23 protein-coding genes and 2 pseudogenes are annotated in these 22,977 nt (G+C 67.7%); 2 read left to right on the forward strand and 23 right to left on the reverse strand.

Features of this window, described 5'->3' with window-relative positions; translation table 11 throughout:
• Window positions 1-53: 53 nt before the first annotated feature.
• From ACFWBB_RS06715 to couE, 15 genes are all read right to left on the reverse strand, one after another.
• Window positions 54-323: an acyl carrier protein gene (locus ACFWBB_RS06715; RefSeq protein WP_385267824.1), complete on the reverse strand. Its 270-nt coding sequence runs from the start codon at window positions 321-323 to the stop codon at window positions 54-56.
• Window positions 324-326: 3 nt separating this feature from the next.
• On the reverse strand, window positions 327-1,832 hold the full coding sequence (locus tag ACFWBB_RS06720; protein WP_385267826.1) for an amino acid adenylation domain-containing protein: 1,506 nt from the start codon (window positions 1,830-1,832) through the stop codon (window positions 327-329).
• A 118-nt stretch (window positions 1,833-1,950) separates the two neighbouring features.
• Window positions 1,951-3,081, reverse strand: coding sequence for an acyl-CoA dehydrogenase family protein (locus tag ACFWBB_RS06725; protein ID WP_385267828.1), 1,131 nt, complete (start codon window positions 3,079-3,081; stop codon window positions 1,951-1,953).
• The gene (locus ACFWBB_RS06730; RefSeq protein ID WP_385267830.1) at window positions 3,071-4,117 is read right to left on the reverse strand and encodes a ketoacyl-ACP synthase III family protein; all 1,047 of its coding nucleotides are present in this window, start codon (window positions 4,115-4,117) and stop codon (window positions 3,071-3,073) included. Before ACFWBB_RS06730 ends, ACFWBB_RS06725 begins: the two co-directional genes overlap by 11 nt.
• A gap of 31 nt (window positions 4,118-4,148) precedes the next feature.
• A complete protein-coding gene (locus ACFWBB_RS06735; protein WP_385267832.1) occupies window positions 4,149-4,436 on the reverse strand; it encodes a phosphopantetheine-binding protein in 288 nt (95 codons plus the stop codon).
• Between the two features lie 80 nt (window positions 4,437-4,516).
• Window positions 4,517-5,734 (reverse strand): nucleotide disphospho-sugar-binding domain-containing protein, encoded by a 1,218-nt coding sequence (locus ACFWBB_RS06740; RefSeq protein WP_385267834.1) that lies wholly within the window; start codon window positions 5,732-5,734, stop codon window positions 4,517-4,519.
• Window positions 5,735-5,747: 13 nt separating this feature from the next.
• On the reverse strand, window positions 5,748-7,337 hold the full coding sequence (locus ACFWBB_RS06745; RefSeq protein ID WP_385267836.1) for a class I adenylate-forming enzyme family protein: 1,590 nt from the start codon (window positions 7,335-7,337) through the stop codon (window positions 5,748-5,750).
• A gap of 6 nt (window positions 7,338-7,343) precedes the next feature.
• Window positions 7,344-8,063, reverse strand: a complete 720-nt coding sequence (locus ACFWBB_RS06750) for an SDR family NAD(P)-dependent oxidoreductase (RefSeq protein ID WP_385267838.1) — start codon at window positions 8,061-8,063, stop codon at window positions 7,344-7,346.
• A gap of 14 nt (window positions 8,064-8,077) precedes the next feature.
• Entirely contained in the window at window positions 8,078-8,857 is a 780-nt protein-coding gene (gene fabG, locus ACFWBB_RS06755; RefSeq protein ID WP_385268022.1) for a 3-oxoacyl-ACP reductase FabG, read from the reverse strand.
• Between the two features lie 157 nt (window positions 8,858-9,014).
• Window positions 9,015-10,238, reverse strand: a complete 1,224-nt coding sequence (locus tag ACFWBB_RS06760) for a cytochrome P450 (protein WP_385267840.1) — start codon at window positions 10,236-10,238, stop codon at window positions 9,015-9,017.
• A gap of 3 nt (window positions 10,239-10,241) precedes the next feature.
• On the reverse strand, window positions 10,242-12,041 hold the full coding sequence (locus ACFWBB_RS06765) for an amino acid adenylation domain-containing protein (protein ID WP_385267842.1): 1,800 nt from the start codon (window positions 12,039-12,041) through the stop codon (window positions 10,242-10,244).
• 507 nt (window positions 12,042-12,548) lie between these two features.
• Window positions 12,549-12,764: an MbtH family protein gene (locus ACFWBB_RS06770; RefSeq protein ID WP_385267844.1), complete on the reverse strand. Its 216-nt coding sequence runs from the start codon at window positions 12,762-12,764 to the stop codon at window positions 12,549-12,551.
• A 270-nt stretch (window positions 12,765-13,034) separates the two neighbouring features.
• A complete protein-coding gene (locus ACFWBB_RS06775) occupies window positions 13,035-13,994 on the reverse strand; it encodes a ParB N-terminal domain-containing protein (protein WP_385267846.1) in 960 nt (319 codons plus the stop codon).
• Window positions 13,995-14,708: 714 nt separating this feature from the next.
• Window positions 14,709-15,227, reverse strand: coding sequence for a prephenate dehydrogenase/arogenate dehydrogenase family protein (locus tag ACFWBB_RS06780; RefSeq protein ID WP_385267848.1), 519 nt, complete (start codon window positions 15,225-15,227; stop codon window positions 14,709-14,711).
• A 74-nt stretch (window positions 15,228-15,301) separates the two neighbouring features.
• Window positions 15,302-15,955 (reverse strand): coumermycin A1 biosynthesis transcriptional regulator CouE, encoded by a 654-nt coding sequence (gene couE, locus ACFWBB_RS06785; protein ID WP_385268024.1) that lies wholly within the window; start codon window positions 15,953-15,955, stop codon window positions 15,302-15,304.
• A gap of 366 nt (window positions 15,956-16,321) precedes the next feature.
• On the opposite strand from couE, the pseudogene ACFWBB_RS06790 reads away from it, so the two are divergent.
• A pseudogene (locus ACFWBB_RS06790) lies at window positions 16,322-16,572 on the forward strand (transposase); the annotation flags it as partial.
• A 171-nt stretch (window positions 16,573-16,743) separates the two neighbouring features.
• On the opposite strand, the pseudogene ACFWBB_RS06795 reads toward ACFWBB_RS06790, so the two are convergent.
• The 3 genes and pseudogenes from ACFWBB_RS06795 to ACFWBB_RS06805 all read right to left on the reverse strand — a co-directional run.
• Window positions 16,744-16,887 (reverse strand): annotated as a pseudogene (locus tag ACFWBB_RS06795) (IS3 family transposase); the annotation flags it as partial.
• Entirely contained in the window at window positions 16,820-17,230 is a 411-nt protein-coding gene (locus ACFWBB_RS06800) for an IS3 family transposase (RefSeq protein ID WP_385267850.1), read from the reverse strand. The pseudogene ACFWBB_RS06795 and the gene ACFWBB_RS06800, both read right to left, overlap by 68 nt.
• Window positions 17,227-17,466 carry a transposase gene (locus ACFWBB_RS06805; protein ID WP_385267852.1) on the reverse strand — a complete coding sequence of 80 codons (240 nt, stop codon included), beginning with the start codon at window positions 17,464-17,466 and terminating at the stop codon, window positions 17,227-17,229. Before ACFWBB_RS06805 ends, ACFWBB_RS06800 begins: the two co-directional genes overlap by 4 nt.
• On the opposite strand from ACFWBB_RS06805, the gene ACFWBB_RS06810 reads away from it, so the two are divergent.
• Window positions 17,465-17,989, forward strand: a complete 525-nt coding sequence (locus tag ACFWBB_RS06810) for a DUF6082 family protein (RefSeq protein WP_385267854.1) — start codon at window positions 17,465-17,467, stop codon at window positions 17,987-17,989. The genes ACFWBB_RS06805 and ACFWBB_RS06810 overlap by 2 nt on opposite strands.
• A 31-nt stretch (window positions 17,990-18,020) precedes the next feature.
• Here ACFWBB_RS06810 and ACFWBB_RS06815 read toward each other — a convergent pair whose 3' ends face one another.
• The 5 genes from ACFWBB_RS06815 to ACFWBB_RS06835 all read right to left on the reverse strand — a co-directional run bounded on the left by ACFWBB_RS06815 (window position 18,021) and on the right by ACFWBB_RS06835 (window position 22,976).
• A complete protein-coding gene (locus ACFWBB_RS06815) occupies window positions 18,021-19,280 on the reverse strand; it encodes a kynureninase (RefSeq protein ID WP_385267856.1) in 1,260 nt (419 codons plus the stop codon).
• Window positions 19,277-20,125, reverse strand: a complete 849-nt coding sequence (locus tag ACFWBB_RS06820) for an alpha/beta hydrolase family protein (protein WP_385267858.1) — start codon at window positions 20,123-20,125, stop codon at window positions 19,277-19,279. The genes ACFWBB_RS06815 and ACFWBB_RS06820 overlap by 4 nt, the downstream gene beginning before the upstream one ends.
• Window positions 20,115-20,963 (reverse strand): tryptophan 2,3-dioxygenase, encoded by an 849-nt coding sequence (locus tag ACFWBB_RS06825; RefSeq protein ID WP_385267860.1) that lies wholly within the window; start codon window positions 20,961-20,963, stop codon window positions 20,115-20,117. Before ACFWBB_RS06825 ends, ACFWBB_RS06820 begins: the two co-directional genes overlap by 11 nt.
• Window positions 20,964-20,988: 25 nt before the next feature.
• Window positions 20,989-21,765 (reverse strand): SDR family oxidoreductase, encoded by a 777-nt coding sequence (locus ACFWBB_RS06830; protein WP_385267862.1) that lies wholly within the window; start codon window positions 21,763-21,765, stop codon window positions 20,989-20,991.
• A 77-nt stretch (window positions 21,766-21,842) separates the two neighbouring features.
• The gene (locus tag ACFWBB_RS06835) at window positions 21,843-22,976 is read right to left on the reverse strand and encodes a 2Fe-2S iron-sulfur cluster-binding protein (protein WP_385267864.1); all 1,134 of its coding nucleotides are present in this window, start codon (window positions 22,974-22,976) and stop codon (window positions 21,843-21,845) included.
• Between the last annotated feature and the right edge of the window lies 1 nt (window position 22,977).

Below are 22,977 nucleotides of genomic sequence, written 5' to 3' on the forward strand. Positions count from 1 at the left end.
GCGTTTAATTTCAATGGGACATCCAGACTATTAGTTGGCGGGGACGACGGTATTTACTTTCGCGACAGGCTCTCATGCACAAGCTCACTCAGGGTCCGCACGGACTTGAAGGTAGTGGCGGTGACGTCGATCAATGGCACGTGGACGCCATAATCCTCCCCGAGATGCGCGACCAGAATGGCAGTGTTCAGGGAGTTGAGTATCCCGAGCTCGAGCAACGGGGTATCCGCGTCGAGCTCACCCTCAGGATCCCCGGCCAGGAAGCTCTCACGGATGAAGGTGAGGAGCTCGGACGAAATGTCTTCTCGGGTCTGGGTTGCCATTTCTCACCCTTGAGCTTTCTGTGGGCCGTGGAGTGGTATCTGCAGAGCCGCGAGGTCGAGCTTCCCTCGATCGTTGTGGGGCAGCCGGTCGACGAAGCGGATGTCACCGGGGATCATGTGGGGTGCGAGTCTGTCGGCCAGGTGTCGACGCAGCGCGACGTTCCCGAAAGCGCTTCCCTGGCTTCGGACCACGAACGCGGCCAGGACCCGGTCCAACCCGTCGCCCACCGCGATGACAGCGGCCTCGGCGACCCCCTGATGGGAGTACAGCGCCGCGACGACGTCTCCGAGTTCGATCCGGTGTCCGCGGATTTTCACCATGCCGTCGCGGCGCCCGAGGTAATCGAACGAACCATCTGGCCGGACCTTGACTCGGTCGCCGGTCGCGTAAGGGCCCTCCTGCGGCTGCCGGCCCCAGTAACCAGCGAAGACTGTCGGCCCGCTGACGACCAGCTCGCCCTCCTCACCGGGTTCGGCTTCCGAACCGTCGGCGCGGCGAGCCCAGACCCGGTCGCCGCTGCACGGCTTACCGATCGGGACCGGCAGGTCGCGGGCAAGGTCCGCGGGGCGGACTTCGTGATAGGTGCACACGTTGGTCTCGGTAGGTCCGTACAGATTGAGCAGCCGGGCGTCGGACCAGGCGGCGAGGGCTCGAAGATGGCCGATCGGAAACGGCTCGCCGGCGAACAGCAGCGCGCGGAGCGTCTCGGGCGCGGGCCGGTCGAGCAGACCGCCGTCACGCAGCATGAGGATCAGCGCGGAAGGCACGGAATACCACACACTGATGCGCTCGCGATGCAGGAACTCGACCAGCCCTTCCGGGACGTAGGCGAATTCGGGTTGTATCAGACACACCGCCGCCCCCACGGTGAAGGCGGCATAGAGGTCGAGGACGGACAGGTCGAACGAGAGCCCCGAATGGTTGGCAAAGCGGTCCTGCGGGCCGGGGGCGAGTTCTGCAACGGCCCAATCGATGAAGGCCAGGGCGCTGCGGTGGCTGATGCAGACGCCCTTCGGCGTCCCGGTCGAACCCGAGGTGTAGAGGATGTAGGCGAGATCGTCTGGTTCAACGCACGTGCTCACCGGTGTACGCGGGAGAGCGTCGGGCACCGGCGCGGCGTCGAGGTCGACACACGCGAGGCAGTCGTGAAGCGGGCTTGGCACCCGCGCGGACAGGTCCTCCGGAGCGCACAGGGCGAGCGCCCCGGACTCGCGCGCGATCACCAGGAACCGCTCGGGGGGAGTGAGGGGATCGACCGGGATGTAGATCGCACCGAGGCGCAGGACCGCCTGCATGGCGGCGATCGCGTTGGCGGACTTCGGGGACCAGATCAGCACTCGATCCCCCTTCCTGATTCCTTGGCCGGACAGCCTGCCGGCCAGGGCGTCGGCTCGTTCGTCGAGTTCCCCGTAACTCATCGAACCGGCGGGTCCGACAACGGCAGGAGCGTCCGGCGTGCGAGCTGCGGAGGCGGACAGCAGGTCGTGGAGGCCGCGCCTTTCACTCATGCTTCGGCTCCTGGGTGCAGTAGAAAAGGTTGGTTGGTCATGTGGAACGCCTGACGGCACGAAAGGCTCTGGTCCAGGCGTCAGAGATCATTTGCTGAACCAGTTCTCGACCGACCGCTCATAACCCCATGCTCTTCGCGACAACCTCCCGTTGCATCTCCGTCGTCCCTGAGAAGATGTTCAGCGGTATGGCGTTCTGCAGCTGCTGGCCGATTCCGTCTGCTGCCAGATACCCCCGCGCGCCGAACACCTGCACCGCGTCCAGCGCGTTGGCTACGGCGGCCTCGGCGACTGCCGTCTTGGCCAATGCGGCCGCCTCCACGGCCGGCCGGCCTTGGTCGAGGTACCAGCACGCGCGGTACAGAAGCAGGCGGCTGGTTTCCAGCCTCAGTTTCATGGTGGCGAGCCGGTGGGAGATCGCCTGGAAGTTCCCGATGCTGCGGCCGAACTGCTTGCGGCTCCTGGCATGGTCCACGCACTGAGCCAGTTGACCCTCCATCGCACCCAGGTAGATCGCGGGCAGACAGGCGCGTTCCCAGGTCATGGAGCGTTGGAAGACGCTGTTCCCCTGATTCTCCGGGCCCAGCAGATAGCGGCCAGGAACCTTGCAGTCAGTGAACTTGACCTGCGCGGCGGCACAGCCGTTCAACCCCATCTTGGCCAGCAGGGAATCGACCCGCAGGCCGGGCAGGGTTCGCGGGACCGCGAACGCCGACATCCCCAGATAACCGGCGCTCGGTGCGGTGGCCACGTAGGTGATGAAGACGTCGGCCAGCGGGGCGTTGCTGACGAAGGATTTCTTTCCGTTCAGGACGTAGCTGTCTCCGTCGGCCACGGCTGTCGTGGTGAGTCTGCTCAGGTCAGATCCCGCATCGTCCTCCGTCATCGCGTTCGCCGCGATAACAGTTCCCGAGGCCAGTCCCTGTAGCAGCTCGGCCCGCACCGGTTCGCCCGCGTGATCGGCCAGGACGGTCCCGCAGGCAAGCAGATGTGCCGCGATGCCGAAGGCGAGGCCGGTGTCCGCGCCACCGGCGCAGAACGCCTCGAGGCACAGCGCCGTGTCCAGAGCACCGAGCCCGCCGCCGCCATGATCCGTGGGCAGACACAGGCCAGTCATGCCGAGTTCGGCCGCGGCCAGCCAACTGTCCTTTCCAGCCATTCCGTTGGGTTCCATGGCCGGCAGCTTGCAGGCGCCTGCGCGAATGTGGTCGACGCGCTGTTGCTGCTGTGGGCTGAGGTCAAAGTCCATCGGGCCGAGCCTCCTGGTTCCGAAGGGCGGCGGTATCGAGGATTCGGATGACGGCCGCCTTGTACGTGACGCCAGGTGAGGAACCGCACAGCAGCAGGTTGTCGCCGGGGCCGACCTCACCCGTCGACAACAGGTGGTAGAGGGCGGCGAGATGGTCGCCGGCCCCGAGGTGACCGGTTGTCCGGCTGAACTCCCAGGTCGAGCGTTCCAGCGAGAAACCGAGGATCTTCAGGTAGGAGGCGGCCGCCTGACGCGGCATGCTGTGGATCAGGACGGTCTTGATGTCGCGGGCGTCCACACCGGCCTCGTGGAGCGCCTGGCCCACGCACTCCACGTTGTGCTTCTGGTGGCCCAGGAGGAACTGCACCCAAGTGCCGTCATCGGTCGCCCTCTGCTGGAATCGTGCGGCTCTGGCACCGTAGTCCAGAAAAGTACCGGTGGTGGCGCCGGGCGGAAAGAGCGGCTCGCCGGCCCGGTGAACCTCCTCCATCCCGGAAAACGTGGTGGTGCATATGGACAACAGCTCCGCGAACCCCGGGGAAGAGCCCAGCACCACCGCGCCCGCGCCGTCACCCAGGTAGGCCAGCCCTTCGCCGGGGTTCCATCTGTCGATCAGCGGGGTGCCGAAGTTGTCACTGGCGGTGATCAGCACCCCGCCGGCATGAGGTGCGCATTTCACGTAGGGGACGGCCAACTCCATTGCGCTGAAAGTCCCGTTGCAGCCATGCCTGAGTTCCACGGCGAGCAGATCGTCACCGAGCAGGTGCCGCTGGAGATAGTACTGCGGCCCCCATCCGTCGGGTCCCTGGTGCCAAACCCCGGTGTGGAGCAGCAGTCCGATGTCATCGGCGCTCAGTCCACTGCTGTCGAGGGCTTGGTGTGCGGCGATCAACGCGATTTCGGCAGGAGAGACGTCACCGGCGACGGACACGCCGGTGATTCCAGAGGCGTCAGCAGATTCCTTCGAGACGAGCCCCTGCCGCACCGCGGCATCGACGCTTTTTGTCTTGGGCCGGAAGACTCCGATCCCGGCCATGTACGTACCCGATGTCCGCATGTGCCGGGCCCTATGCCTCGGCAGCGGCGGCGGCGCCGCCGTCCCGTCGCAGGACGAGATCCGCGATGGAACGTAGCGAGATCGCTCCGCCCAGACGGGTGCCGGCCGTCCAGTCGATGTGGAATTCCCTGCCCACATTGTCGAGGAGCAGCGCGAGCGTGAGCGAGTCCACCCCGAGGCTCACCAGCGGTTCGGTGGCAGACACCGCCACACCCGCCGGCCGCTGGTCCCAGACGTCGTTCAGCAGCATTTCCAGGCGAGTAAGGACGTGCTCGAGCTCGGTGCGTCCAGTGACCATGTCGCGTAGTTCCCGTCGATTGTGTTGCCGCGGAGAAGAGTCGCAAGACAGTGCGAGCACGAAATCCACAGCAGTTCTGGCTACTGTCGACCCTGCGACGCGTGCTGCGGTCGCAGGACATCCTGGCTGTGCTCGAGGACCAGGGCCACCAGGTCCTGGGCCACCTCGGTCGGTTTCGGTCGGCTCGCGTTCTCTTCGGCGAGTTGTGCTGAGATCGCCCGGTGCGGGCCGTCATCGATGATCAGCGCGCAGGCTGCTGTGATCCGCGCCAGGTCATCGGTGTCGTGCGGCAGGCTCGTGCCCGCGCCGACCGCGATGATCCGCTCCGCATTGGCGAAGTGGTCGGCGAAGTGCGGGATGACCAGTTGCGGCACGCCGAACGCCGCCGCCGCCATGGTGCTCCCGGAGCCACCGTGGTGCACGATCGCGGTACAGGTCGGCAGCAAGTCACACAGCGGGATCCTCGCCGCACGCACGCCGCCAGGCAAGTGACCCAGCAGCGACCGGTGGCTCTCGTCGATGGCGATGACCACCTCTTGGCCCAGCGCCACCAGTTCGTCCAGCAGCAGCCGCCACAGCGGTGCGACCCGCGGATTGCGCCGAGGCAGGGACGTGCCCAAGGTCAGGCATACCCGGGGCCGTGGCGACGGCCCGGCCAGTAGCCAGTCGGGCACGACGGCCGGGCCGTTGTAGGGCACATACCGCATGGGCATGGGCATGGTCGCCACCGCATCCGAAGGCTGGAGGCTGTCGGGGCACACGTCGATCGTGCCGGCCGGCTCTGCCCACGGGGACAGCCCGCGTACTGCCAGTTCTGAGTCCAGGGCCGCGGCCGCGGCGCTCAGCAGTCGCTCCGGTGGGATCAGGCCGTAGGAGTGCCGCACCCAGGGCACGCCCGCGATCGTCGCCGCGGCAGGCCCGGCCAGCTCCATGGGTTCGGCAATCACCAGGTCCGGGTGCCACGCGTCGACGAGCGCACGGACGGCGGGCAGCGCTCGGACACCGATCTCGGCACACCGGTGGCCGGTCCTCTCAGCCGGGCTCACCGGACCGCCGAACAAGCCGGACAGACCGGACGGGCCGGACAGGCCGGACAGGCCGACCGGTTTGAACAGCTCGACCGGGTCGACAGGGTCCCGCACGGCCGCGGCAGGCAGTCCGGCTCCGGTCACCACCGGGAGGAACTCACGGTCGGTGGCGACCAGCACGGTGTGCCCTGCCGCCTGTAGCGCCCAGGCGAGCGGCACCATGGGAAACAGGTGGCCGATACCGGGCAGGCTCGTGAACAGCACTCTCATCGAATGACTCACCTCACCTGTCCACCAGCACGTCCGGGCCCTCACCGCGAGCCTCGGCGCTGACCTCGCGGATCCGCAGCCGATCCATTTTCCCGGTGTTGTTGATCGGGAACTGCCGCCAGCGCACGAACCGGACCGGAGCGTGCGTCGGGGTCATGGTCCGCGCGACGTGGTCGCGCAGAGCGGCGAAACTCGGGGCGTCCTCGGTACTGAGCACGACGGCGGCGTGCAGTTCCTCGATCAGGTCCGGCCTGCGGTGGCCGTACACGCACGCGTCCACCACGCCGGGACAACCGACGAGCACCTTCTCCACCTCGGTCGGGCTGACTCGCGTGTCCTGCACTTTGACCATCTCGTGCATCCGGCCGAACAGCCGCACGTACCCGCGTTCGTCGACGGAGCCCATGTCGCCGGTATGCACCCAGCCGTCTCGGACCACCCGCGTGGTGCCCTCGGGATCGCCGATGTAGCCGGCCATATTGTTCGGACTGTGCACCACCACCTCGCCGATCTCGTTGACCGGCAGGTCTCGTCCTGTTTCCGGGTCGCGGATCGCGATGGTGACCCCCGGCATCGGCCGGCCCACGGTGGCCAGCAGTTCAGGATGGTCGTGGTCGTCCTCACGGAGCATCGCGATCCGGCCGGTCTCGGTGGAACCGTAGGACTGCCACAGCACACCGGGAAACACGGTGACCGCCTCCCGCAGGCGTTCCGGCGATGCGGGACAGCCGACGTACACCAGGTGTTGCAACGAGGACAGGTCCGTGGTGCGAACATCGGGATGGTTGAGGATCGCGTAGAGCTGCGGCACACCCATGAACGTGTCGGTGACCCTGTGCGTCACGACATCTCGCAGGAAGTCGGTGGGATCGAACTTCTCACGCAGCAGCACGCTGCCGCCGGCGGCCAGCGCTATGTCGACGACCATTCCCACTGTGTGGCTCACCGCGGTCATTGCCATATAGGTCTGCCGCGGCCGGGGTTGCCCGGCCAGGCCGGCCACGGTCGCGTTCCACGCCCCGAACGGTTTGCACACACCCTTGGGTTGACCGGTGGTGCCGCTGGTATAGAGCACCATTGCCAGCTCAGGTGTCTCGGCCGGGAATTCCACCGCCGCGTCCTCGACCGGCCGGCCGTCGGCGGTCACCGTGCCGGACGCCGGATGACCGAGGCCGCACAGCACGAGTTTGTCCGGAACCGTCGCGTGGATGGTCTCGGCGAGCCGAGCGTTGCGCTCATCGAACACCAGTACAGATGCACCTGCTTCACGCATCATCCGGACCCGGGTGGTGACCGGCAGGTCGTGGGTCACGGTGCCGTGGTTGGCGCCGGTTATGTACACGACCGATGCGCCCAGCAGGTGTGCGGCATAGCGGACGACCAGCATCCATGGACTGTTCACCTGGGTCAGGATGGCCACCGCGTGGTCGCGTGCCACACCTGCCTCGCGCAGTGCCGTCGCGACCCGCCGTACCGATCGGTGGAGCTCTGTGCCCGTGATCACCGTGTCCCGCCATCGGACAACCGGTCGCGCGCCGTCCCGGGCCGCCTCATCGAGGATGCGGGTGACGTAGTGCTCCGGTCCGTGGTCCCTGTTCGCCACCAGTGACTACCTTTCGCGAAGTAGAGGTACTCCCGCTTGGGCAGCGGCGAGGTATATCGCCTGCCCGGTGATTCCGACAGCCTGCTCGTCGATCAGAAACTCCGTCACGTGCGCGACCCCCTCCGCATAGGAGTCCGCGCTGGCGTTGACCGCCGGTTGGTGCGCCGGGGCCCGGCCGTCGACCGCGCTGTCGGCCGGCGCGATGAGGTTCACGGTGATACCGGACCTCGCCAGCTCCAACGCCGCGGACCGGGTGAAACCGATCAACCCGGCCAGCACGGGCTGGGAGGTGCGCCAGGCGTTTTCGCCCACGTCGACCGGCTCGGTGACGATGATGATCCGTCCCCACCGGTGCTGCAGTAGTTGGCCGGCCCCAGCCTGGCAACATACGAACGCCGAGCGCAGCGCCCGTCGGACCACGCCATAGCGCTGTTCGTCCGCGAGTTCGTCCTCGGGTGACCCGTCCGGCACCGGCCCCGGTCCGACGCAGGTGACCAGCACGACGGGGCTGCTCAGCGCGGTACGCACCTGGCCGAAAGCGACACCGACCGACCTGGTGTCGGTCAACTCGGCCTCCACCGTGACGCACCGCCTGCCGGACTCCTCGATTTGCCTGACAGTTTTGTCGGCCGCCGTGAACTCGGTGTCCAGCAGGGCGACGTCGAAGCCCCGCGCCGCCAACCTGACCGCGACCGCGGGCCCCGTGTGCTCGCCGCCGCCGGCCACGACCGCGACTCCTGTCATCGCCGACCACCTTCGACGTGGATGGTCTCCCCGGTGAGGTAGCCCGATTCCGGCCGGGTGACAAATGCCACCACCGCGGCGATTTCCTCGGGCGTCCCGATCCGGCCCACGGCCGAGGACATCGCCGCCTCCAGCAGGACGGTGTCCCGATCCACGCCGAGCCGTTCGGTCAGCTCTTCCACCATCGGCGTGGCCACGAAGCCCGGTGCGATCGAGTTGACCGTCACGCCGTGAGGACCCAATTCGGCCGCGAGCGTGCGGGTGAACCCGGCGATCGCACCCTTCGCTGTCGCATAGTTGGTCTGACCGGCGTTGCCGCGCGCGGCAACAGAACTGAAGTTGATGATCCGGCCGTGCCCCTGCCGGCGCATGTGCCTCCCGACCGCGAACGAACATCGCATGCTGCCGCCGAGGTTGACGTCCAGGACCCTGTCCCACTCCTGGTCGCTCATGGTGAGCAGCAGCCGATCCTGGGTGATCCCGGCGCAGTTCACCAGCACGTCGAGGTGTCCGAACTCCTCGACGGCCGAGGCGACGGTGGCCGTCACCGCCTGGGCTACGGTGACGTCACAGCCGAGCCCGCTGGCCCGTCCGCCGGCCGCACGGATGGCCGAGACCGTGGCTGTGGTGTCCTGTTCCACGCGGTCCACGACGATCACCGCCATGCCCTCCGAGGCAAGGCGCTCGGCCGTGGCCGCGCCGATGCCCCGGCCGGCTCCGGTGACCATCGCGACCGGCTCGCAAGCCACCGCTGATGCGGCGGGCTCAGTCATCATCGGGTCGGGCTCCGCGGTCGGCGCCCCGTCCCATTCCGCTCGATGTACGCAAGGGCAGGCTGCCGGGCGATCTGAGCAGAACTCGGTGCCTTGCCCGTCCTCGAATGCGTTGGCCGCGTTGACGGTGCTCATCATGTTCACGTCCCCCCGGGGGGCTTCAGGCCGTGATCTTGATGGGCAGTGAGCTCATGCCGTGCAAGATGCTGGAGTAGATCCACCGCTCTTCGCCGATCTGCTCCAAGTCGCCCACCAGCCGGCGTAAGCCGTCGAGCACGGCGTAGACCTCCATCCGGCCGAGGTGGTGGCCGAGGCAGTAGTGCGAGCCGTAGGCGAAGGTGAAGTGCTTGTTCGGGGTACGGGCGAGCTTGAACTCGTCCGCCGCGTCGAAGACGGTCTCATCCCGGTTGGCTGAGGAGATCCACACGCTGACCACCTCGCCGGCCTTGATCTGCTGGCCGTTGATCACAACGTCTCCGGTTGCCTTCCGACCACCGTGCAGCGAGGGCACGGTCCACCGCAGTGCCTCCTCGGTCGCCGTCTTCAGATCGACATCGCCACTCTTCAGGGCTCGCCATTGGTCGGGATTCTCGATCAACGCGAGGACCGTGCCGGTGATGGCGTGTCTGCCGGTCTCGTCGCCGCCGATCATCAGCCCGTAGCAGTTGGCTATCTGCTCGGCTGCATTGAGCGGATGACCGTCGATCCGGCAATTCGCCAACAGGCTGACCATGTCGTCCCGGTCACCACCACGACGCTCCTTGAGCAGTTTACTGAAATACAGGAGGATCTCGTTCTTGGCGACCCAGCTCTCCTCAGGAGGTTCGTCCGCGTAGTCCGTGCTCCACGCGTGCGCAGTCAAGCCGAGCAAGTATTCCCGGTCGGTCTGGGGAATTTCCAACAGGTCACAGATGGCGCCCAGCGGCACTTTCGCCGAGATGTCCCGTGCGGCATCGCATTCGGCTCGATCCAGCGCGGCCAGCAGCAGCCCGTCAACGGTTTCCCGCAGCGAGTTGGAGATCAGTTCGAGCATCTGCGGCGAAAAGCCCTTGGACAACAGGTTGCGCATCTGGTGGTGGCGCACACCGTCGGTGACCGCGAGCATGGCACCCGAGGCCGAGTCACCGCCGGTGAGCAAGGTGGCCAGCGCGTTACCGTTCTCCGTGGTGAAGTGCGCCTTGTCCTTGTACACCTCGTTCACGTCGGCATACCGGCTGATCACCCAGAAGCCGGGCTGCTCACCCCGTGGCTGCTGCCAGTACATCGGCCGATTGGCCCGCAGATGACGGAAGACCGCATCGAGCTCGTACTCGGCGTGCAGAATGGGCGAGGCCAGGTCGATCTCCTCGAGTTCGTCGGCGGACACCATGGGACGGGTGCTCATCTCTCACTCCCCGAGGTTCGCTATCGCGGCCAGCTGCTCGATGGTCGGGTGGTCGATCACGGTCCTCGGCAGGAGCACCAAGCCGGCTTCTTGCGCTCGCTGAATGAGGTCGACAGCCAGGATGCTGTTCCCGCCCAGTTCGAAAAAGTTACTGCGCACGTCGATCTCGCCAAGGCCGAACAGGTCTCGGAAGATATCGAAAAGGATCTTCTCGGCAGATGTGCGCGGTTTCTGACCGGCGGGCCGGGTGGTCTTGATCGGCGGCAGCGCGGCTCGGTCTGTCTTTCCGCCGGGAGTCACAGGAATGGCGTCGATGGTCGCATAGATCGACGGCACCATGTAGTCGGGCAGGTAGCGGCTGGCGTGCTCACGCAGTTCGTCTGCCGCGGGCGTGCTGCCGTGCGTCGGCACCACGTAGGCCAGCAGCTGCGGCCCGTCGTCTTCGCCGGCCCGCAGCACGGCCACCGCCTGCACCACGTCCGGATGTTGGCTGAGCACGGACTCCACCTCTCCGAGCTCGATTCGGAATCCGCGCAGTTCGACCTGGTCGTCAATCCGGCCGTGGAACAGGATGTCGCCGTCGGCCCGCATGGAGGCCAGATCACCGGTGCGGTACATCCGTTCGCCGTCGGCGGCGAAGGGATTGGCCACGAACACATGCGCGGTCAAATCAGGGCGATTGAGGTAGCCGCGCGCAAGCCCGGCACCGCTGAGGTACAACTCGCCTATTTCTCCGGCCGCGACTGGTAGTAATTCGTCGTCGAGGATGTGCACAGACACGCCCGGAATCGGCCGGCCAATAGTGACCTCGTCCGTCGGGGTCAGCGGGCCGGTCATGGTCGCGCACACGGTGCACTCGGTCGGACCGTAGGCGTTGACCAAAAGGCGTCCCTGTGACCACTGTTCCACCAGGCCGGCCGGGCACGCCTCGCCGGCCACCACCAGCACGCGTAGGTCCGGCGCCGCGTCCGGGGACATGGTCGCGACTGCGGCAGGCGGCAGCACCGCGTGGCTGACCCGGCCTTCCCGTAGGGCCTTTGCCAGCGGGTCGCCGACCAGTGTGTCCGACCCTGGCACCACCAAAGTGGCACCGGAGGTAAAAGTGGCCAGCAGCTCGGTCAAATAGGCGTCGAAGCTCGGCGAGGCGAACTGGAGCACCCGACTGTCCTCAGTGACCTGCATCGTGGCGACCTTGGCCGCGGCCAAGGCGGGCAACCCGGCACCGGTCAGAGCGACACCTTTCGGTCGACCTGTCGAGCCCGAGGTGTAAATCACGTAAGCCAGGTTTGTCGCGGCGAGTGAACCACCCCGTTCGTCCTCAGTCACGTCGGTGTCGGGCAGTGCGTCGAGCGTGGCAGTCTGTTCGGCCGAGTCCAGCACCAGCTGCGGCACCCCGATGTCAGCAGGCAGCTTCGGGACTGCGGTCCGGATGGTGCACAGCAATGCGGGCTCGGCATCAGCGAGCACGTAGGTGATCCGCTGCTCCGGGTAGTTGACGTCCACCGGCAGGAACGCCGCCCCGGCCTTGGCCACGGCAAGCACGCTGATCACCATTCGACTGGATCGGGGCAGCGCCAGTGCCACCACACGGCCTGGGCCCGCCCCCTCGCTGAGCAGCAGTCGGGCCAGCTGGTTTGCCCTGGCGTTCACCTCGTCGTAGGACAGGGTCTCGCTGTTCGAGACAATCGCCGGACTGCTTGGCCGACTGCGTACCGTCCGCTCCCACAGTTCGGCCAGCGTGGCCGATGCCGTCCTGGTTGTCGCCGACCGATCAGAAGCCTTGTTCAGACCCTTGGAGAACAAACCGCCCCCTGTTGAATATCAGCATCGTTGTACCGCCGTTAAGTCTCCATGCCATCGGAACATACTCCCCAGATAGCCGAAAAGAAATGCTGCACGAACAGGTGACTTCCGAGATGGCTTGCTCGATATCAATCTCGACGACACTCCAAGCGCTGGGAAGTCATGCATCGAACGCTTCGCGTGATTGAATCACGCCCTGGCTCTGCCGTGAAGCGCCTGGCTCCTTGAACATCTTGGACAGCCACAGAGGTTGAATTGGTGCTGTCGGTGGGCTTGACGTTGTTGATCGCTGATTGCGGTTCACTTGGCGGGTGAGACATCCGCCAAGCAGTGCGTTCAGGCCCTGTGCCCGGGGATGCAGGAGCGGTTGCGAAGCGTTGGACCAAGGGACCTGCGTCGCACCGTTGTCGTCCGACGAGCAGTTCCGAGTCTGCGAACGAGACCTGGCCGGAGGGCCCGGCCGAGCACGACCGGCGGTCGCGGTTTCGACTTTTGAACGAGCGGTTTCTACTCGTCACCCATCGCCGGCTGCAGGCTCAACGGTCGCATGTCTGTCCAATGCTCATTGACGTAATCGAGGCACTCTTGCCGCGACGCCTCATTGAGAATGACGGTCCACCCCTTGGGAAGAGCAGCGAACGAAGGCCACAGAGAATGCTGCCCCTCGTCATTGACCAGGAGCAGATAGACGCCGTTCTCGTCATCGAACGGGTTCGTCGCCATTACATGCGCCTCCGTAGATCTCATCGCTGGAGAACCGACCTGTCGGTCCTGCAGGCAGGTGTATCGGACTGCCGCGGCCTCGAAAACGTGTTGCGGAGAAGACCGAGCCATCTCTCCATCGTCTTCATCGCACCGGGGCCGTTCAAGATTCCAGGCCCGACCTGGTGACCATGATGCCGACCGTCGACGTTCGACTGTGTGGTGGCGTTCAACCGTATGGTTCGAGCAGTTGAACGTCCCGCAGCCACCGGATCGGACAGTATGTCTCCGTCAGGCGGTGTCTCGGCCCGCGAGCCGGTCGGCCAGATGTTGCCATGCGGCGGCGCACTCGCGGGCCATGTCGATCACCATGACCCGACAGTGTTCCGGCACACTGTCCGCGATCTGGGCAATCTGCTCGACGCTGCCCGGGGCGGCGCCGCCAAGCAAGCGGAGCAAGTGTCGGCCGACGTCGTTGAACCGCAGCGATGGGTTGTTGCGTAGGCTCTGCAGCACGCGGCTGTAGTCCGGACCGGTTCGCTGCGTCGCCGAGACCGGGCGTGGTGTCAGGGCTGCCTGCTGTAGGGCGGTTATTGCCGGCTCGCCTCGCCGCAATCTGGCGCGCACATTGCTGGCGGTGCCCACCGAGATCCGCGCTGCTTTGGCTACTTCGCGAACCGACGCGTTCGGGTTCTGGGCCAGCAGATCGCTCGCACGCCGGCGTCCTTCCGTCCCGTCCTTGGGTCGAGTCCGGCCATCCTGCCCGGTTCTACGCTCGAGCGTGCCAGCGATGGATGGCGATCTCAAAGACGCGACAGTGCTGGCCGCCAATCCAGTGGTCCGTGCGATCTTGCGGTCGGACCAGTGCGGGTGCGAATCCATGATCCGCGCGGCGGCAGATTTGCGCTCAGCCATCGTCAACGGCAGGCCGTGCGCACGATTCAACTCAACCGCGAGGACAAACACATCGGCTGAGGCACCATCGATGAAAACGACCTCGATCCATTCGTCGCCACGAAAACGAGCTGCCTGCAGTCTGTGCATTCCGTCGATGACCCGCCGTGTCTCACGGTGCACGACAATCGGCGGCAGGACCTCTTCTGTTTCGACCAGTGCACGAATGTGTTCAGTACTTTCACCGGACCGCAGTAGTTGTTGCGACGGAAATAACGAACCGATCGGAACCCGTTCCCCTTTTCCGATTGCTTTAGGTAGAATCGACGTCATCTCCTCATCACCGCTGTTACTCATATGACCCCCCTAGGACATAATGATCTGGTTGGATCAGCGCGTGTAGGACATGGGTGACCAGACGCAGGTCTTGGCCAGGCTCTGCAGCATCAAATCACGTTCATCGCTCATTACAACGATTGCCCGAATGACTCAATTCGGTCCGCGTCCAGATCGATCACGGCCATGCCTGACGTATGCACATTCGCACGGTGTGCGGAATCATCGGCTCTACCCGGCGCGGCCTGTGAGTGGTTGACGGTGAGCCCATCGCCGACTGCCCCCCTTCGATTCTAAGCCACCGCCATCGGCGCCCTGGAGGTCATCGGCGCCGTGCATGTCGAGTTCTTCGCGCGCCGGTGCGCCCGGCGACGCCCTCGTCGGATAGCCGGCGGCGGTTTCGTCCTGGGCATCCGTGCCGGACCGTGAGCGCCGGTGTTGTGCGAGTGCTCACCGAGAGGGGCGTGCCGCATGGTGAACGGAAGGCCGGATTCGAGGAGTTCGTTCGAGTTGACCGCCCTCCCCGATGTCAGGCGTCCGCCGGCCACTTCCTACGAGTTCGTGCAGGAGGTCCTCGGCGTTGCGCGGAGTGACCGGAATGGTGACCCTAAGGTCGAGGCTGTCCAGCCGCTGCGAGATGTTGCTGCCGTGCATCACCACCCCGGCGCCGGCCACGTCGCTGAAGGGGCGGGCCGGCTCGGCCGGCCGGTCGGGGGACAAGCGTGCCGAGGGCGATCACCCTGTCGCGCGCCTGGGCATCCAGGACGACCGGTATCGCCCCGCACACGCGGCGACCAGTTCAGGAGCGCAGTTCAGTGCGGCAGCATCTGTTTCTACTGCGGGCACGAGCGCCCGCGGCCGTCCGCCGAACAGGTCATCCTGCGCCGTCAGGGGACCGGCTCCCGGCCGTCCCACCAAAGGATGACCACCCACCACAGTGGCAAGGTCACAACCCAGTACTTCCAGTTCACGCCAGCGCGAGACCTTCACTCCCGCCACGCCGACGGAGAAGCGAGCGGTTCCCCTTGACCGGTGAGACGCGACCACCGGTGTCACTTGGGCCGGTGACACGGCGACCACCGCCAGGTCCACCGCTCCCGACGGTCCCTCGGCCGTCCCGGAACCGACTGCTTCGGCAATGCACAGTGCGACGGGACCGGCGTCCATGAGGCAGGTGTCGACGCCTTGCTTCCGCAGCGCCAGACCGATGGACGTACCGATCATTCCGGCCCCAATTATCACGGCCGTGCGCATTGATCTCCCGCAATCCCTTCGGGGCCGCCACGCAGCAGAGCCGTCAGGCACCGATATCGCATGAGCGCATCCGGTCAAATGGCCTCGTCGACGACGAATAAGATCCAGTCCGTCAGAGTCAGATTGCTCCACCGCGCCGCCTCCCTCCACCGTTCGAGACGTAACTCGTCTAATTGAAGGCTGAGCTGAACATGGCGCCGCAGATCATCTTCTTCGCCCGATATGCTGGCTCGGATCTGTTTGCGCAGCTGGTTCCTCGACCAGTTCAGTCGAACTGCGAAGTCGAGCCAGTGATCCTGTTCGGCTTGCGAGAGAGATGCCACTTCCATGTGATGTTGGAACGTGAGTCTGTCTCGCCGGCGGGACGGCTCGAATTTTCTCGCCACCCAGGCGTAATTTCGCAGCGTCTGGTAGTCAAGCTTAGTCTTCTCCATCGCCCGGCGGTATCGGTCACCATACTGGTTCTGCCCGAACACCAACCAATCACCGATCCACCAGGCCGACGAATCGCACACCGTGAGGATCCTTTCGCCGAGGCGGCACCATGCCTCCAGGGAGAGATCTTGCGGGATCTGAAGCCTGGTCCTCTCAGCCGAAACCTCCAGGCCAAGATGAGAGTCGTGGCTTGATTTCCTGCTGTCAACGGGGGTCGCGTCCCCTGCAGTCGGTCTCACCGGAGTGGCGCCGGACCCCCCAGCCTTCGAAGCTGTCTGACCAGACGCAACCACGATGCCTCCCGTTTCCGTCGTCAGGACAAGCAAGTCGGCGGAGCCTTGGCCCGTCTCAGACATGCTGCTTCGACCGACCGATCGTCAGACTACTGACTTCGATCCTTTATGAGGAGCCGTCAGCTTGCTGACGGGCCGAGTTCGGCCATCGCCGGACCTGCCCGTCCTCCGTCACCCCTGCCCGTAGCATTGCGCGCGGAGGTTTGAAGGCCGGCCGGTCGCAGACTTCTCATGCGGAATCTCCTCATAACAGTCGGCGATATCCGTGGCCACCCCCGAGCGCCTGCCCCGCCATGCCCCATCGATCAAGACTTGGAAAGCATCGTGCGCCCCGCGCCTGGGCCTGACCCGAACGAGCACGGGAGCATGCGTGAACCAGAGGCGGCGGACCGCTGGACCTGGCTGGTGATCATCGCGCACACCCAGCTCCGCCTCGCCGCCCCACTCGCCACCGGCCAGCGCAAGCCCTGGGAGAAATCCACCCGCCCGGCGTCGCTCTCACCCCGGCTCGCGTTCGGCGCGGGTTCCGACACCTCCGCCCTCACCTGGCGAGGCTGTCGCCCGGCTCCTGCCCGATGAGGGTCAAGAGCGATCCTCGGGCGTATGGTGGCGAACCGCGCGACGGTGGAGTGGTCCACTCGACGGTTCGCAGTGATGACTGGGCCGCCCACGTCGTCCCAACAAGCCTGCTCGATGCGACCGGAGGAACGGAGGTCGCTGCGGCCGGCGGTCATCGTCAGTGCGTCGACCACCAGGGATGCGCGGTGGTGGTCGGCCATCGAGTAGCCGACGATCTCGCGGGTCGCCAGGTCCGGCCAGGTCGCCAGATACAGCCAGCCCTCGCCGGTGGGGATGTAGGTGATGTCACCGACCAGTTTCTGCCCCGGGGCGGCGGCCGTGAAGTCGCGGCCGATCAGGTCGTGAGCAGGCACCGCCTTCTTCGCCGGACGGGTCAGCGACCGGCGCTTGCGCCGGGGTGACCCCGGTGATGTCGCGCTCACGCGTGATCCGCTCCACTCGCTTGCGGTTGACCCGCCGGTCCAGCCTGCGCAGTTCGGCATGGATGCGCGGCACCCCGTAGGTGCACCGGGAGGCGATGTGCAAGACGGTGATTTCGTGGGCCAGGGCGTCGTCGGCGGCCCGGCGGGCGGCGCGGGCCTGCTCGCCGGCCATCCAGACGTAGAAGGAGGAGCGGGCCACCTTCAGCAGCCGGCACAACAGAGCAACATGGTGGGTGGTCTTCTCCGCCTCGATGAACGCATACACGTCGTTCATCGATCGCTCTCCTTCGCGAAGAAGACCGCCGCTTTTCGCAGCACCTCGATCGTCTCGGCCTGCTCACGGTTCTGCCGCCGCAGCCGACGCAGTTCCTCCCGCTCCGCGCTTGTGAGCTCGCCCGGCACCCCCTGCCCGCGGTCGATCGTGTCCTGCTTGACCCAGTTCCGCAGGCCCTCGGCGCTGACCCCGATCTCCCGGGCCACTTCGGTGACGGTCTTCCTCTGGAACCTCATGTCCCAGTCTCCAGGTGTCCAACATCAAGGGGAAGCTTCAATCCGCGGCTACTACCTTGAACTGGTCCGCCCGGAACTTGATGACATGGCGCTCTACCAGCCTGTCTGGGGGACCACGGACATCGCCGATCCTCATGAGCGCAAGCGGCATGTCTACGCCGATCTCATGATGGACTACGCGTGGATGGGCTTCGAGATCGGAACCATTCGCGAGCCGCTCCTGCGGGACATGCTGGCCGGGATGTTCACCGGGGAGGCTGGGCGGCTCTACTGGAGCAGGGCCCGGGTCTCGTGGACCGCCGGCTCGTCCGGGAGCCGTGTCGGTCGTCGGTTCCTGGCCATCGTGGGTGAGGAGCACGTTCGCGCCGTCGCGGCCGGACCACCGACGCCGTCGGCCGTCGCACCTCGTCCACCTGACGTCCCCGTGGCGGGAGCAGCGCCCGCCTGGCGGACGTCGGTCGGCGCCCTGGTCGGTCCGGGCGCCGGTCTGGCACTGGGATCGCTCCTGCGCGGCCGACGCTGAGGGTGTTGGCCACACGTCCGGTCCGCCCCGTTCAGGTCACCGGGCCCGTGGTGGGCGGTGCCGGATCGTAGGCGGCCTTTTCGGTGAGGTCGCGCAGGCGCGTTGCGGCGGTGAGCATGTCCCGGTGGCTGGTGTAGAGGGCGTTGACGCCGAAGCGGAGCAGGTCGGGCGCGCGCATGTCCGCGATGACCCCGACCTCCGCGAGGGCGACGGCCAGACCGCGGGCGTGGGCGTGGCGGAGGGTGACCTGGCTGCCTCGGCGGCCGGGTTCGGCCGGGGTGACGGGGGTGAAGCCCAGAGGGGTCAGGAGTTCGTCCGCGCAGCGCAGGAAGAAGCCCGTCAGCGACAGGCTCTTGGTATGGAGCCGGGCCAGGTCGACGCCGTCGAAGGCGGTGAGGGCCGCTTCCAGGGCGAGCAGGGAGAGGATCGGCGGGGTGCCGATGCGGGCGCGGGCGATGCCGGGGGCAGGCGTGTAGGAGTCGGCCAGGGCGAAGGGATCGGCGTGGCCGGTCCAGCCCGGCAACGGGGTTTCCAGCGTGGTGTGGTGGCGTCGGGCGACGTAGAGGAAGGCGGGAGCGCCGGGGCCGCCGGAGAGGAACTTGTAGCCGCAGCCGACCGCCAGGTCCACGCCCAGGCCGTCGACGTCCAGGGGTAGGGCGCCGGCGGCGTGGCACAGATCCCACAGCGCCAGGGCCCCGGCGTCGTGCGCGGCCCGGGTCAGCGTCCGCATGTCGTACAGCTCGCCGGTGCGGTAGTCGACGGGCGAGTAGCTGACGACGGCGACCCGTTCGCCCTCGGCGGCGAGGAAGTCCGGAAGGTCCCCCGGGCGCACGTGCCGGACCTCCCGGTCGCGGCGGCGGGCGACCGCGTCGGCGAGGTAGCGGTCGGTCGGGAAGTGCCCGGGGTCGGTGACCAGCAGCGGGCGGTCCGGGCGGAGGGCGGCGGCGGCGTCGAGGGCGGTGAACAGCTGCACGCTGGTGGAGTCGCCTGCGATCGTCTGCCCCGGCGCCGCCCCGATGAGCCTTCCGACGGCGTTGCCGACGCGCAGCGGCGCCTCCCACCAGCCGGTCGCGTTCCAGGAGCCGATGAGTCCGGTCGCCCACTGGCGCCGTACGACGTCGTCCAGGGCCGCCGGCACGGCGGCGGGCAGCGGGCCCAGGGAGTTGCCGTCGAGGTACACGACGTCCTGCGGGAGCAGGAAGCGGGACCGGAGGTCGGCCAGGGTGTCGTCGGCGTCCAGCCGTGCGGCCCGCTCGTGCAGGGTGGCGGTTGCGGAGAGTGCGGTGGTCATCGGTGTGCGGCCTCCTCGTCCGCGCGGCCGGCGTCCGCCGGGAAGTGGGCGGCCGCCATGTCCCGGAGGGTGTCGGCGACCGCGCGGGCGCCGGGTGCCCCGGGTTCGATGAGGGTGTAGTGGCCGGTGCCGGGCAGGACGACCGTCCTGAGGTCCTGGTGCACGGCCGCGTAATCGCTGAACTGCGTGAGGGGGACCTCCTCGTCCACGGCGCCGTGCAGGAGCACGGTGGGCACGCCCGTGGTCCCTGTCCCGCGCAGCAGGGTGAGGGGGTCGGCCTCGGGCAAGCGGGCCGTGAAGCGCTCCTCGCCGCCGAGGAGTTGCAGGGCGGCGTCATCGCTGAGGCGGTCGCGGCGGGTGGCGGTGAGGTCGGTGATCGGGGCGAGGGCGAGCACGCTCGTCGGCAGGGTGCGGGTGTGCCAGCGGGAGGCGGGCGGCAGCAGGCCGCGGGCGGCGCACCACAGGGCCAGGTGGCCGCCGGAGCAGTGGCCTGCCAGGACGTAGGGGCGGCCTTCGGGTAGCGTGTCGACGATGCGGGCGATGTCGTCGAAGGTCTCGGGGTAGCCGCCCGCACCGCCGGACCGTCTGAAGCCCGGGAGCAGCACATTGAACCCCTGCGTGGACAGCCAGTCCGCGAAGGGGGTCAGGTGCATCCGGTCGTAGCGCCAGTAGCCGCCGTGCAGGAGGATCACCAGCGGGGCGTTCGGGTCCTCGGACGGCCAGGCGTCGTAGGACTGGTGGGGGTGGTCGCCGTAGCGGCCGTGCACCGGGGCCAGGACCGGCTTCAGGCTCAGGACCCGTCGCTCCTCCTCGGCCGCGAAGGCGGAGATCGGCCTAGACGTCACCGCGCACCTCCCACAGTTCGGGGAAGACCGGCCGGGCCGCGCGCTGTTCGAGCCAGGCGAGCCCGGCGGATCCGGCGCTGCCCGGTTTGGCTCCCATGGCGCGGCGGACCACCAGGACGTGGTCGAACCGCCAGCGGGTGACGAGTTCGGCGATGTCGGTGAGCAGTTCGCCCAGGGCGAGGTGGGGGTGGTGCTGCGGACCGGCGTAGACGTGCCTCCACGCCTCCACCACGCCGGGGTCTCCGTCGTAGGGGCGAGTCACGTCGCGTTCGCGGACGTGGGCCGGGACCGGCAGGCCCTGGCGGTGGAGGTAGGCCAGCACGTCGTCGTACAGGGACGGTTCGCGGTAGGTCTCGGCGAGCGCCTCGTGGACGGCCGGGTCGCCGCGGTGGGCGCGCAGCAGCCCGGCGGACTTGTCGCCGAGGAGGAACTCCATGTGCCGGTACATCGCCGACTGGAAGCCCGAGGCCCGGCCGAACGCGGCCCTGAAGCCGTTGAACTGGGCAGGCGTCAGGGCGGCGATGGGCTCCCAGGCGCCGCTCAGAGCGGTCAGCGCGCGGCGGCTGCGCACCAGCGCGTCCATGGCGGCGGGCAGGTCGTCCTTGGCGAAGGCGACCTTGGCGGTGCGCCACTCGTGCACGATCAGGGTGAACCACAGCTCCATCACCTGGGTGGTGACGAGGAAGCCCATCTCGTCCGGGGCCTCGGTGAGCGGGTGCTGCAGCGTGTTGAGGACCGAGGCGTGCACATACGTGTCGTAGGGGCTGGCGCCCTCGAAGGGGCAGGTCAGGGTGGAGTCGGTGGCCGGTGAGTCGCGGGTGGTCGTGCGGTCCTTCATCACATCTCCCAGGAGTGCGTAGGGGTCACACACCGAGGTGGGCGCCGCCGGAGGCGTCAATCCACTGACCGGTCACCCAGCGGGCATCGTCGCTCGCGACGAAGGAGACGACGTCCGCGATGTCCACCGGGTCGCCGAGCCGGCCGAACGCGGAGGCCTCGGAGTAGCGGCGGCGGATCTCCGGGACGGCGAGGGTGGGGTTGATCTCCGTCTCGGTGTAACCGGGTGCGACGGCGTTGACGGTGATGCCCCGCGGGCCGAGCTCCTGGGCCAGGGAGAGGGTGAGGTAGTCGAGGGCGGCCTTGGTCATGGTGTAGGAGACGATCGCCGGGAAGGCGACGCGGGTCGCGACGGAGGAGATGTTGACGATCCTGCCGCCGTCCCGCAGGCGGTCCAATCCGCGCTGGATGATGAAGAACGGCGCCTTGACGTTGATGGCGAAGACGCGGTCGTAGTCGGCCTCCGTCACCTGGGCGATGGGGCGGGGGACGGTGATGCCCGCGTTGTTGACGAGGATGTCCAGGTCCGCCGGGGCGTCCTGCTGCGCCAGGGCGTCGTCGAAGGCGGACCACAGGGTGTCGGCGTCGCCGGGGACGCCGAGTTCGGCGTGGACGGGGAAGGCGCGGCCGCCGTCGGCCTGGATCTCCTTGACGGTCCGCTCGGCTGCCGCCAGGTCGTGGCCGTAGTGGACCGCGACGAGGGCGCCTTCGCGGGCGAGGCGGTGACTGATGGCTCTGCCGATGCCCCGGCTGCCTCCGGTGACCAGGGCGGTCTTCCCCGTGTGGCGGGCGGTGGCGGTCATCGTGGGTCTCCTTCGCTGAGGGGTGGCGTGGCGCTGACGGATCAGGCGTCGAAGTCGAACGTGCTCGGGATTGCCGATCAGGCGTCGAAGTCGAGGGTGATCTCGGGAGTGCGGGGCCTGGCGCGGCAGACGAGCGTGTAGCCGGCGGCGCGGTCGCGTTCGTCCAGGGCGTGCTGGCCGTCCGCCGTCACCTGTCCGGATACGACCTTCGCGCGGCAGCTGCCGCAGACGCCCTCCCGGCAGGCGTGGGGCACGTCGGGGTGGCTGCGCAGCAGTGCGTCGAGCAGGACCGGGTCGTCCGGCAGGACGGTGGCGGCACGGCGGCGCCCGTCGAGCAGGGCGGTGACCCGGTACTCCCCCGCCCTCGGCGCCTGCCCGGCCGGCTCCGGCTCCGGCGGCTGCCTGCCCTCGGCGGTGAACAGCTCCCAGCGGACGAGCGAGGGATCCGCGCCGAGGCCTGCCAGCGCGTGCCGGGCGGTGGCGACGAGGCCGGGCGGTCCGCACAGGGCGAACGTGGTGTCCGGGCCCGGCCGGGCGTCCACGGCGGCCAGCAGCCGGCGCACTCCGGACGCGTCCAGCCGCCGTGCGAGCGGACCGCCCCCGCTCCCCCGGTCCTCCCGCGTCAGCACGTACAGGACGGTGAATCGGTCGACGAACTCGTCCTTGACCTCCGCCAGTTCATCGGCCAGCACGGCGTCGGCGGAGGTGCGCACCGAGTGGACCAGACTGACGCGGCAGGTCGGGTCCCGGCGCAGCGCGTGGGCGGCCATCGGGGCCAGGGGGGTGATGCCGGTGCCGCCCGCGAGGAGCACATGATGGGCGCCCGGCAGCCGCGGCAGGGCGAAGGCGCCGGTGGGCGCGGAGAGTTCCAGACGCGCGCCCGGTACGAGCCGGGTGGTGGCGTACTCGCCGAAGCCGCCCGGGCCGGAACGTTTGATCACCAGGCGGAGCGCCGAGGGGGCGTGCGGTGGTGGGCAGATCGAGTAACTGCGGCGCAGTTCGGTGCCGGATGCCTGCCGGTGCCGGACGACGACGTGCCGGCCGGGGTGGTGGTCGAAGACATCGCGCAGGTTGGTGGGCACGTGCAGGGTGACGGCGACCGTGTCGGCGCTCAGGTGACGGACCTCGCGAACGTCCAGCGGATGCCAGCCGAAGCGGCGGGGCAGGCCGGCCGGTGCCTCGTCGAGGAGGGCGGGCGGGGCGGTGTTCACG

This window comes from Streptomyces sp. NPDC060000, from assembly GCF_042737375.1.
Lineage (GTDB): Bacteria > Actinomycetota > Actinomycetes > Streptomycetales > Streptomycetaceae > Streptomyces.

Bases quoted from the DNA above. Each gene is read 5' to 3' on its own strand.
- ACFWBB_RS06780 (WP_385267848.1), bottom strand. From the start codon at position 15,227: ATGCGCACGGCCGTGATAATTGGGGCCGGAATGATCGGTACGTCCATC.
- ACFWBB_RS06815 (WP_385267856.1), bottom strand. From the start codon at position 19,280: ATGACCACCGCACTCTCCGCAACCGCCACCCTGCACGAGCGGGCCGCA.
- ACFWBB_RS06830 (WP_385267862.1), bottom strand. From the start codon at position 21,765: ATGACCGCCACCGCCCGCCACACGGGGAAGACCGCCCTGGTCACCGGA.
- ACFWBB_RS06730 (WP_385267830.1), bottom strand. From the start codon at position 4,117: ATGGCCGGGATCGGAGTCTTCCGGCCCAAGACAAAAAGCGTCGATGCC.
- ACFWBB_RS06715 (WP_385267824.1), bottom strand. From the start codon at position 323: ATGGCAACCCAGACCCGAGAAGACATTTCGTCCGAGCTCCTCACCTTC.
- ACFWBB_RS06770 (WP_385267844.1), bottom strand. From the start codon at position 12,764: ATGGCGACGAACCCGTTCGATGACGAGAACGGCGTCTATCTGCTCCTG.
- ACFWBB_RS06775 (WP_385267846.1), bottom strand. From the start codon at position 13,994: ATGAGTAACAGCGGTGATGAGGAGATGACGTCGATTCTACCTAAAGCA.
- ACFWBB_RS06725 (WP_385267828.1), bottom strand. From the start codon at position 3,081: ATGGACTTTGACCTCAGCCCACAGCAGCAACAGCGCGTCGACCACATT.
- ACFWBB_RS06825 (WP_385267860.1), bottom strand. From the start codon at position 20,963: ATGAAGGACCGCACGACCACCCGCGACTCACCGGCCACCGACTCCACC.
- fabG (WP_385268022.1), bottom strand. From the start codon at position 8,857: ATGATGACTGAGCCCGCCGCATCAGCGGTGGCTTGCGAGCCGGTCGCG.
- ACFWBB_RS06805 (WP_385267852.1), bottom strand. From the start codon at position 17,466: ATGAGGTTCCAGAGGAAGACCGTCACCGAAGTGGCCCGGGAGATCGGG.
- ACFWBB_RS06735 (WP_385267832.1), bottom strand. From the start codon at position 4,436: ATGGTCACTGGACGCACCGAGCTCGAGCACGTCCTTACTCGCCTGGAA.
- ACFWBB_RS06760 (WP_385267840.1), bottom strand. From the start codon at position 10,238: ATGAGCACCCGTCCCATGGTGTCCGCCGACGAACTCGAGGAGATCGAC.
- ACFWBB_RS06810 (WP_385267854.1), top strand. From the start codon at position 17,465: ATGTCCCAGTCTCCAGGTGTCCAACATCAAGGGGAAGCTTCAATCCGC.
- ACFWBB_RS06800 (WP_385267850.1), bottom strand. From the start codon at position 17,230: ATGAACGACGTGTATGCGTTCATCGAGGCGGAGAAGACCACCCACCAT.
- ACFWBB_RS06740 (WP_385267834.1), bottom strand. From the start codon at position 5,734: ATGAGAGTGCTGTTCACGAGCCTGCCCGGTATCGGCCACCTGTTTCCC.
- ACFWBB_RS06720 (WP_385267826.1), bottom strand. From the start codon at position 1,832: ATGAGTGAAAGGCGCGGCCTCCACGACCTGCTGTCCGCCTCCGCAGCT.